Here is an 8,333-nt window from a genome sequence, read left to right on the forward strand (position 1 = left end):
TCAGAACAGGCGCTGCAGGCGCCAGGCCGCCAGGCCCAGGCCGCAGGCCAGCAGCAGCGTGGCGACGCGGACGAACCAGTAGGAGACGTCCCGCGGCTCGGTGGTGTAGCCGATCTGGCTGCCCAGGTCGTCGTAGACCGCCTCGAGCTCCGCGCGGCTGCGCGCCTCGTTGTACTGCCCGCCGGTCTCGTCGGCGATCTGCCGCAGCGCGTCGCGGTCGATCGGCACCGGCGTCACCTCGCCGCCGATCTCGATCGAGCCGTAGTCGGTGCCGAACGCGATCGTCGACACCGGCACCTCGGCCGCCTGCGCCGCCGCGATCGCCTGCGTGTTCTCCCGGCCGACGGTGTTGTAGCCGTCGGACAGCAGCAGGATCCGCGCCGGCGGCAGCTGCTCCGGGTCCTCGACGTCGAGCGTCGACTGGAACGTGGTGATCGTGGTGAGCGAGGTGAAGATCGCCTCGCCGATCGCCGTCGCCTCCGACAGCTCCAGGTTCTGGATCGCGCCGCGCACCTGCTCGCGGTCGGTGGTCGGCGCCACCAGCGTCGAGGCGGTGCCGGAGAACGACACCAGTCCCAGGTTGATCCGCTCCGGGAGGATGTCGACGAAGTCGCTGGCGGCGTCCTTCATCGCCTCGAACCGGCTGGGCTCGATGTCCTCGGCCTGCATCGACAGCGAGACGTCCAGCGCGAGGACGACGGTCGCGGTCTCCCGCGGCACCCGGACCTCGGTGCTCGGCTGCGCAAGCGACAGCACCAGCCCCAGCAGCGCGGTCAGCGTCAGGCCGAACGCGACGTGCCGCACCCAGCCGGCCCGCTTGGGCAGCAGGCTCTGCGCCAGCCCGGTCTGGGAGAACCGCGCCGCGTACACCCGACGGCGCAGTTGGCGGACGACGTAGAGCACCGCCAGCGCGACGACGGGGACGAGCGCGATCAGCCACAGCGGTGACTGGAAACTCACGGGCGGGCCTCTCTCGTGGTGCGGTGGGGGCTCACCGGGACGCCCCGCCGCTGCCGGCGCGCCGCCGGTCGGCGACGAACCGGACGACGTCCATCACCCAGTCGCGGTCGGTGCGCAGCTGGAGGTGCCCGGCCCCGGCGCGGCGCAGCGAGGCGGCGATCGCCCGCCGCTGCTCGGCCGCGGCCTCGGCGAAGCGGGCGCGGAAGCGCGGGTCGCCGGTGGGCACCTCGAGCGTCTGCCCGGTCTCCGGGTCGACGACGGTCAGCGGGCCGACGTCGGGCAGCTCCAGCTCGCGCGGGTCGACCACCTCGATGGCCAGCAGCTCGTGCCGCGCGCCCAGACCCCGCAGCGGCCGCTCCCAGTCCAGGTCGCCGAGGAAGTCCGAGACGACGACCACCAGCCCGCGGCGCCGCGGCGGGCGGCGCAGCGCCTCCAGCGCGGCGGCGAGGTCGCCGCGGCGGCCGGTCGCGGCCCGCGGGGTGGCGACGACGGCGCGCAGCAGCCGGTCGGCGGCCAGCCGGCCGGCCTGCGCCGGGTACCGGTCGACCCGCTCGCCGGTGGTGACGACGGCGCCGAGCCGGTTGCCGCCGCGCACGGTGAGGTGGCTGACCGCGGCGAGCCCGGCGATGGCGAGGTCCCGCTTGTCGCAGTTGCCGGTGCCGAAGTCCAGGCTGGCCGAGAGGTCGACCACCGCCCAGGTCTCCAGCTCGCGGTCGGCGATCGTCTCGCGGACGTGCGGCACCTGCGTCCGGGCGGTCACCGGCCAGTCCATGCGCCGGACGTCGTCGCCGGGGTGGTAGGTCCGGGAGTCGCCGGCCTCGCTGCCCGAGCCGGGCACCAGGCCGAGGTGGTCGCCCTGCAGCAGCCCGTCCAGGCGCCGGCGGACGGTGAGCTCCAGCCGCTGCAGCAGCACGTCGGCCGGGCCCTCGCCGAAGTGCGGCAGGTCGCCGTCGGGGTCGGCCGTCGCGACGGCGGGCGTGCCGGCGGCGGGCTCGTCAGCGGGCGCGGCCGGGTCCTCCCCGGCCCGCGCCCGGCCGCGCCGCAGTCTCACGCCTGCGGGGTCCCCGGGACGTGCCCGTTGCCGCCGGGACCCTGGGGCGCCTGGCCGTTGCCGGGCGGGACGGAGCCGTGCGGGGACGCGCCGTGCGGGGACACGCCGTGCGCGGAGGAGCCGTGCGGCGGCTGGCCGTTGGGGACCGGGCCGCCGGGCTGGGGCTGCGCGGCGGGCGGGAAGCCGGGCCCGTAGGGGCCCTGCGGAGCCCCCTGCGGCGGGCCGTACTGCGGCGCCCCGGGCGGCGGCACCTGCGGGCCGCCCGGCGCGGCCGGGCCGAAGCCGCCGGCCCGCTGCCGCGGGGTGACCTGCGGCAGCGGCACCGTCTGCAGGATCCGCTTGACCACGTGGTCGGCGGGCACGCCGTCGGCCAGCGCGTCGTAGGACAGCACCAGCCGGTGGCGCAGCACGTCGGTGGTGACGTCGAGGACGTCCTGCGGCAGCACGTAGTCGCGGCCGCGGACCAGCGCCAGCGCCCGGCTGGCGGCGATCAGGCCGAGCGAGGCGCGCGGGCTGGCACCGTAGGAGACCCAGGAGGCGACGTCGTCCATGCCGTGCTCGCGCGGCTGCCGGGTGGCGACGACGAGCCGGACGACGTAGTCGACCAGCGCGTGGTGCACGAACACCTGGGACGCGGTGCGCTGCATGCGGCGCAGGTCCTCGGGGCCGAGGACGGTCTCGGGCACCGGCGGGTTGGCGCCCATCCGGTAGATGATCTCGCGCTCCTCCTCCGGCGTCGGGTAGTCGACGAGCACCTTCATGAGGAAGCGGTCGCGCTGGGCCTCGGGCAGCGGGTAGACGCCCTCGGACTCGATCGGGTTCTGCGTGGCCAGCACGAGGAACGGGTCGGGCAGCGGGTGGGTGACGCCGCCGATGGAGACCTGCCGCTCGGCCATGACCTCCAGCAGGGCCGACTGCACCTTCGCCGGCGCGCGGTTGATCTCGTCGGTGAGGACGAAGTTGGCGAACACCGGGCCGAGCTCGGTGTCGAAGGCGTCCTGCCCGGCCTTGTAGATGCGGGTGCCGAGGATGTCGGCGGGCACCAGGTCGGGGGTGAACTGCAGGCGGGCGAACCTCCCGCCGACGACGGTGGCCAGCGTCTCGACCGCGAGGGTCTTCGCGACGCCGGGCACGCCCTCGAGCAGCACGTGGCCGCGGGCGAGCAGGGCGACCAGCATCCGCTCGACCAGCCGGTCCTGGCCGACGATGACCCGCTTGATCTCGAACAGCGCGCGCTCCAGCAGCGCGGCGTCCACCGAGGGCGGCACCGGTGCGCCGGCGGGCTTCTCGAGCGGGGTGCTGGCGGCGGTGGTCACAGGGCTCCCTGTCGTGCCGGTCCACGGCCTCCGGACGCGTCACGGAGCGACACGGGGGGCCGGTGACGGGGCCTCTCGCCCGTCCCACGGGCCAGTGTCCTACACGGAGCTGGCAGTCCGGCCGTCGTGCGCGCTGGCACGCCGGACGCCGGCCGGGCGGGCCACCGCGCGACGCGCCGGACGACGCGCCGGACGACGACGGAGGCCGCGGCGCGCCGGGTCTTCCCCCCTGCACCGCCGCGGCCTCTGCTGCTAGCGTGACTCCTGCGTCGGGCAGCTCCCCCCGTGGCTGCCCGACGCCCCGAACTCTCGCCTCATCCGCTCCCTGTGGCCTCCCTGCAGGGTCCCGCCGCGAGCCTGCGAGCGGCGGGGGCAGGGAGATCCTTCATCAGGCGGTCGGCCGCACGGCTCCGAAGTAGTCGCTGCCGAACCACATCGACGACACCCGGACGACGTCGCCGCTCTGCGGCGCCTGCACCACCTTGCCGTCGCCGATGTAGAGCGCCACGTGGTAGATGTCCAGGTACGAGCTGCCGTTGGACCAGAACACCAGGTCACCGGCCCGCAGGTCCGCCCGGGCGACGGTCTTGCTGCGGTTGAGCCACCACTGGTCGCGGCTGGTGCCGCCGATCCGGATGCCGGCCTGGGCGTAGGCGTACTCGGTCAGCCCCGAGCAGTCGAAGCCGTAGACGCGGGTGTCCGGCGGGATGCCGTAGGACGGGCCGTTGGCGCCGCCACCGCCCCAGCTGTAGGGCAGGCCGCGCTGCGACAGCGCCGCGTCGATGGCCGTCTGCACCGCCGACCCGGAGGGCGCGCCGGCCGTCGTGGTGGCCGGCGGCGTCGGGTTGCTGCTCGACGACCCGCCCGACGACGACCCACCCGACGAGGACGACCCGCCCGAGGACGACCCGCCCGAGGACGAGGAGGACCCACCGGACGACGGGCGGCTCGCGGTCGAACCCGACGACGAGGACGACGACGAGGACGACGACGAGGACGACGAGCTGCCGGAGGAGCTGCGCGAGGGCGCGGCCTGGCTCGCCGGGGCGGCCGCCGCCTGGCGGGCGGCCGCGGCGGCCTGCGCGGCCGCGGCAGCGGCGGCGGCCTCGGCGGCGTCCTGCTCGGCCTGCATGCCCGCGACCTGCTGCCCGGCGGCCTCGGCCTGCGCGGCGACGGCGTCGCGCTGCTCGGCGAGCGCCGCGGTCTGCTCGCGGGCGGAGGTCTCCTGCGCCTGCGCGCCGGCCAGCGCCTGCGCGGCCTGCTCCTGCAGCGTCTCGGCCTGCACGGACGCCGTCTGCGCCTGCTGCTGGGCCTGGGTGGCCTGCTCCTGCAGCACGGTCAGCTCGCCGACGACGTCGACGCGGTGGGTGCCGGCCGCCTCGAGCAGCGCGGCGCGCTCGATCAGCTGGGCGGGACCCGCGGCGGAGAGCAGCGCGGTGGCGCCGGGCGCCGTGCTGCCCTGCACGTAGGTGGTGCGCGCGTAGTGGGCGACCTGGGTGCGGCCGTCGGCGAGGTCGGCGTCGGCCTGCGCGGCGGCGGCCGTGGCGGCGTCGGCGGCCGCGCGGGCGGCCTCGTAGGCGGCCTGGGTCTCCTCGTAGTCCTGCAGCGCGATCTGCGCGGCCTGGTGCGCCTCCGCGGCGGCGGCCTCGGCCTGCGCGAGCTCGGCGCTGAGCACGCCGACCTGCGCGGCGGCGGCGTCGCGGGCGGCCTCGGCCGCGGCGATCTCGGCGTCGCTGGGCGCCGCCGAGGCGGTGCCGGGCGTCAGCCCGAGGACGACCAGCCCGGCGATCGCCGTGCCGGCCGCCCGGACCGCCCAGCGGTGATGTCGCGTGCGCGTACCCGTACCCACGTGCCGACCCCTCCCGGTGCGCCGGCGTCGCAGGCCGGGCGCTCGTCTCCGGGCGCCCGTGCGGGCGCCACCCGGACCGGTTGTCGACCGGTCCGGGTGACCTCCGGAGGGTCAGGCGGGCGGATCTCCCCCGGATTGGGGAGCGCTAGTTCACCTGGCGACCGCCGGTCTCCGACCAGAACGGCTCGCGCAGCTTGAACTTCTGGATCTTGCCGGTGGCGGTGCGGGCCAGCTCGTCGCGGAACTCGACCCGCTTGGGCGCCTTGTAGCCGGCCAGCCGGGACCGGCAGTGGGCGATGATCTCCGCCTCGGTCGCCGTCTCGCCCTCGGCGAGCACCACCAGCGCGGTCACCAGCTCGCCCCACTTCTCGTCGGGGATGCCGATGACGGCGACCTCGGCGACGGCGGGGTGGCTGAAGACGGCGTCCTCGACCTCGATCGAGGAGACGTTCTCCCCGCCGGTGATGATCACGTCCTTCTTGCGGTCGGAGATCGTCAGGTAGCCGCCGTCGTCGAGGCTGCCGCCGTCGCCGGTGTGGAACCAGCCGCCGTCGAGCGCCTCGGCGGAGGCGTCGGGGTTCTCCCAGTAGCCGGCGAGCACGGTGTTGCCCTGCGCCAGCACCTCCCCGGACTCGCTCACCGCGATGCGGGTGCCGATCGCCGGCACGCCGGCCCGGGACAGCCGCTTCGCGCGCTCCTCGGGGTCGAGGTCGTCGTACTCGGCGCGCGGGCGGTTGATGGTGAGCAGCGGCGCGGTCTCGGTGAGGCCGTAGATCTGGTTGAACTCCCAGCCGAGCTCGGACTCGACGCGGGCGATGGTCCGCGACGGCGGCGGCGCCCCGGCCACGACGATCCGCACCCGGTCGCGGCCGGGGACCTCGCCGTCCCAGTCGGCGGCGGCCTCGAGGACGGCGTTCCACACCGCCGGCGCGCCGGACATCATCGTGACGCCGTGCCGCTCGACCCGGCGCAGGATCTCCGCGCCGTCCACCTTGCGCAGCACCACCTGGCGGGCGCCGACGCCGGCCATCGTGTACGGCAGGCCCCAGCCGTTGCAGTGGAACATCGGCAGCGTGTGCATGTAGACGTCGCGGTCGCTGACCTGCATGTGCATGCCGAAGGTGACCGCGTTGACCCAGATGTTGCGGTGGGTCATCTGCACGCCCTTGGGCCGCGCCGTCGTCCCGCTCGTGTAGTTGATCGTGGCGGTGGCGTCCTCGTCGGGCTCGCTCCACGGCCGCGGCTCGGCGTCGAACGCCAGCAACTGCTCGTACTCCTCGCCGGTGGTGAACCGGTGCTCGGCCTCGACGCCCTTGAGGCTCGCCTCCAGCTCCGGGTCGACCACGAGCACCCGCGCGCCGCAGTGCCCGACGATGTAGGACACCTCCTCGGGGTTGAGCCGGAAGTTGACCGGCACCGCCACCCGCCCCGACGACGGCACGGCGAGCAGCACCTCGAGCAGCCGGGCGGCGTTGTGGCTGACGATCGCGATCCGCTCGCCCTCCGCGACACCGAGCGCGTCGAGGCCGGCCTGCAGCGCGCGGCCGCGGCGGGCCACCTCGCGCCAGGTCACCTCCCCCACCGACGGTGCGGGCTGGTTCGGTTCGTCCACGACGCCGACGCGGTCGCCGTAGACCAGCTCGGCGCGGTCGAGGAAGTCGCGGGTGGTGAGGGGCACGCGCATGCCGGGCTCCCGGTGGCCAGGGCTGCCGGCGCGCCGGTCAGCCGCTCGACGTGGTCGGGGTCACGCTAGCCGCTGACGAGCAGCAGCCACCCGGCTGCGGCCGTGCCGCCGGTGGCGGCCAGCGCCCGCACGGTGTCCGCCCGCAGCAGCCGGCCGAACGCGCCGGCGTCGAACCCCTCGCCCAGCCGCCGGTGCAGCGGCACGGCGAGCAACGCGGTGATGCCGAGGACGACGGCGAGGCAGGCGCCGCCCACGAGCACCGGCAGCAGCGGGACGCCGTCGGGCCGGGCGGACAGCAGCCACAGCGTGGTGACGCCCTGCCCGGCGAACAGCGGGCCCACGACCCGGGAGACCCGCCGCTGGTGCGCCCGCTCGTAGGCCGGGAACGCCGCGGCCGGCACCTGCGCGAACTGCGGGTAGACCAGCGCCCGCACGGTCCACTGGAAGCCGGCGTAGGCCGCCGTCAGCGCCAGGTGGACGACGAGCAGGGTCACCGCGTCCGCAGGCCGGGCCGGCCGCCCTGCAGGGTCCCGCCGCGGGTCACGCCGTCCCCAGCAGCCGCGGCAGCGCCGTCGAGATCGGCTCGCGGACGACGAGGTCGGCCAGCCCGTCGTAGGGCGTGGGCTCGGCGTTGACGATGACCACCCGCGCGCCGTGCGCGGCGGCGAGCTCGACCAGCCCGGCCACCGGGTACACGACCAGCGAGGTGCCGACGGCGAGGAAGACGTCGCAGTCGGCGGCGGCCTGCGCCGCGGCGTCGAGGACCCGCTCGTCGAGGGCCTGCCCGAAGCTCACCGTCGCGGACTTGAGGATGCCGCCGCAGACGGTGCAGGCCGGGTCGGGGTCCCCGGCGTCGATGCGGGCCAGCGCCTCGTCCATCGACGTCCGGTCCCCGCAGGACAGGCACTCGACCGCGTGCACCGTGCCGTGCAGCTCGAGCACCGCCCGCGGCGAGGACCCGGCGGCCTGGTGCAGCCCGTCGACGTTCTGGGTGAGCAGCGCCCGCAGCCGGCCCTGCCGCTCCAGGTCGGCCAGCGCCCGGTGCCCGGCGTTCGGGGCGATGGTGGCCGCCCGCACGTCCGCGCGCATGCGCCACGCCTTGCGCCGGATCTCCGGGTCGGCGACGTAGTAGGACAGCGTCACGAGCTTCTCGGCGTCGGGATCGCGGGTCCACACGCCTCGAGGGCCGCGGTAGTCGGGGATGCCGCTGTCGGTGGAGACCCCGGCCCCGGTCAGGACGGTGACCCGCCGGGCCAGCGCCAGCCAGGCGGGCAGCGGGTCGGGAACGGCGCCGGTCACGCGCCCACCGTAGGGAGCCCCGGGCGGCCCGCGCACGATCAGCTGGGCTCACCTCCGCGGGGGGGGGGGGGGGGGGGGGGGGGGGGGGGGGGGGGGGGGGGGGGGGGGGGGGGGGGGGGGGGGGGGGGGGGGGGGGGGGGGGGGGGGGGGGGGGGGGGGGGGGGGGGGGGGGGG

At 76.3% G+C, this 8,333-nt stretch carries 7 protein-coding genes; all 7 read right to left on the bottom strand.

What is annotated here, in order from left to right; genetic code table 11:
• A complete protein-coding gene (locus ACI79B_RS13090) occupies positions 1-960 on the bottom strand; it encodes a VWA domain-containing protein (RefSeq protein ID WP_456902970.1) in 960 nt (319 codons plus the stop codon).
• Between the two features lie 31 nt (positions 961-991).
• Positions 992-2,011, bottom strand: a complete 1,020-nt coding sequence (locus tag ACI79B_RS13095; protein WP_456928025.1) for a DUF58 domain-containing protein — start codon at positions 2,009-2,011, stop codon at positions 992-994.
• Positions 2,008-3,327: an AAA family ATPase gene (locus ACI79B_RS13100; protein ID WP_456928026.1), complete on the bottom strand. Its 1,320-nt coding sequence runs from the start codon at positions 3,325-3,327 to the stop codon at positions 2,008-2,010. Before ACI79B_RS13100 ends, ACI79B_RS13095 begins: the two co-directional genes overlap by 4 nt.
• A 388-nt stretch (positions 3,328-3,715) precedes the next feature.
• A complete protein-coding gene (locus ACI79B_RS13105; RefSeq protein ID WP_456928027.1) occupies positions 3,716-5,176 on the bottom strand; it encodes a C40 family peptidase in 1,461 nt (486 codons plus the stop codon).
• Between the two features lie 145 nt (positions 5,177-5,321).
• Entirely contained in the window at positions 5,322-6,860 is a 1,539-nt protein-coding gene (locus ACI79B_RS13110; RefSeq protein ID WP_456928028.1) for an AMP-binding protein, read from the bottom strand.
• A 65-nt stretch (positions 6,861-6,925) separates the two neighbouring features.
• Positions 6,926-7,354 carry a DUF1772 domain-containing protein gene (locus ACI79B_RS13115; RefSeq protein WP_456928029.1) on the bottom strand — a complete coding sequence of 143 codons (429 nt, stop codon included), beginning with the start codon at positions 7,352-7,354 and terminating at the stop codon, positions 6,926-6,928.
• A gap of 46 nt (positions 7,355-7,400) precedes the next feature.
• On the bottom strand, positions 7,401-8,159 hold the full coding sequence (locus tag ACI79B_RS13120; protein ID WP_456928030.1) for an SIR2 family NAD-dependent protein deacylase: 759 nt from the start codon (positions 8,157-8,159) through the stop codon (positions 7,401-7,403).
• Positions 8,160-8,333 lie beyond the last annotated feature (174 nt).

It is taken from the genome of Geodermatophilus sp. SYSU D00879, assembly GCF_054050375.1.